This is a genomic window from Chelativorans petroleitrophicus, from assembly GCF_025398195.1.
Classification (GTDB): Bacteria; Pseudomonadota; Alphaproteobacteria; order Rhizobiales; family Rhizobiaceae; genus Chelativorans; species Chelativorans petroleitrophicus.
Window position 1 is genome coordinate 1 of record NZ_JAODNV010000053.1, and the last position, 1,361, is coordinate 1,361.

At 60.5% G+C, this 1,361-nt stretch carries 1 protein-coding gene; it reads left to right on the forward strand.

What is annotated here, in order from left to right:
- The first annotated feature begins 100 nt into the window (after positions 1-100).
- Positions 101-1,300 carry an IS256 family transposase gene (locus tag NYR54_RS19085; protein ID WP_261517281.1) on the forward strand — a complete coding sequence of 400 codons (1,200 nt, stop codon included), beginning with the start codon at positions 101-103 and terminating at the stop codon, positions 1,298-1,300.
- The last annotated feature ends 61 nt before the right edge of the window (positions 1,301-1,361 follow it).

Genomic DNA, 1,361 nt, shown 5'->3' on the forward strand with positions numbered 1-1,361 from the left:
GATGATGTCCCGGGGCGTGGTGTAGCAGGATAGCGGCGGTCACCAGTGTTTTTCCGGTAGGGTCGGGTTGTTCAAGCTCAACCTGATGGAAAGTCCACCGATGACCGACGATATGATGAACCTGCGCTCGCTCGTTGAGAAGAGTGCTGACGCCGATTTGCTGCGCGAGATGATCGGCTTTGCCGCCGAGAAGCTGATGGAACTGGAGGTCGGCGCGAAGACGGGTGCTGCCTATGGCGAGAAGAATGCCTTTCGGCTGGCCCAGCGCAACGGCTACCGCGACAGAGACTGGGAGACGCGGGCCGGAACAGTAGAACTTCGCATTCCGAAGCTCCGCACCGGCAGTTACTTCCCAAGCTTCCTGGAGCCGCGTCGCATGGCCGAAAAAGCCCTGACCGCGGTGATCCAGGAAGCCTACATCCAAGGTGTGTCGACCCGCTCGGTCGATGACCTGGTCAAGGCGATGGGCATGAGCGGCATCTCCAAGAGCCAGGTCTCCCGGCTCTGCGAGGAGATCGACGACAAGGTCAAAGCCTTCCTCTCACGGCCGATCGAGGGTGAGTGGCCCTACCTCTGGATAGACGCCACTTATCTCAAGGTCCGGCGTGGTGGCCGCATTGTCTCTGTCGCGGTCATCATCGCCGTGGGCGTCAACACCGACGGCCGGCGCGAGGTTCTGGGCATGGAGATCGGCACGTCCGAGGCAGAACCGATCTGGACAGAATTCCTGCGCAAGCTGACAAGACGGGGCTTGAGCGGCGTCAAGCTCGTCGTCTCCGATGCCCATGAAGGCATCAAGGCCGCCGTCTCCAAGGTCCTGTTGGCCACCTGGCAGCGCTGCAGGGTGCACTTCATGAGAAACGCACTGGCCCATGCAGGAAAGAGTGGACGACGCGTTGTCTCCGCCTTTATTGCCACGGCCTTTGCTCAGGACACGCCGGAGGCCGCAAGCGCCCAGTGGAGAGCTGTGGCCGACCAGATCAGGCCGAAGGTGCCCAAGCTCGCCACCCTCATGGACAGTGCCGAAGAAGATGTGCTGGCCTACATGACCTTTCCCAAACAACACTGGACCAAGCTTCACAGCACAAATCCGATCGAGCGACTGAATGGAGAAATCAAGCGGCGAACCGAGGTCGTCGGCATCTTTCCAAACGACAATGCCATCGTGCGCCTCGTCGGTGCGTTGCTGCTCGAGCAAAATGATGAGTGGGCGGTCCAGCGATCCAGATACCTGTCTCTTGAGACAATCGCCGCAATGAGCGATGATCCGCTCATCAGCCTGCCCGCTGCGGCAAGCTGATCCGGCACAGTCCGGAAGGCACGGCGATCGCATAAGCTACACCACCTCTCGGGACATCATC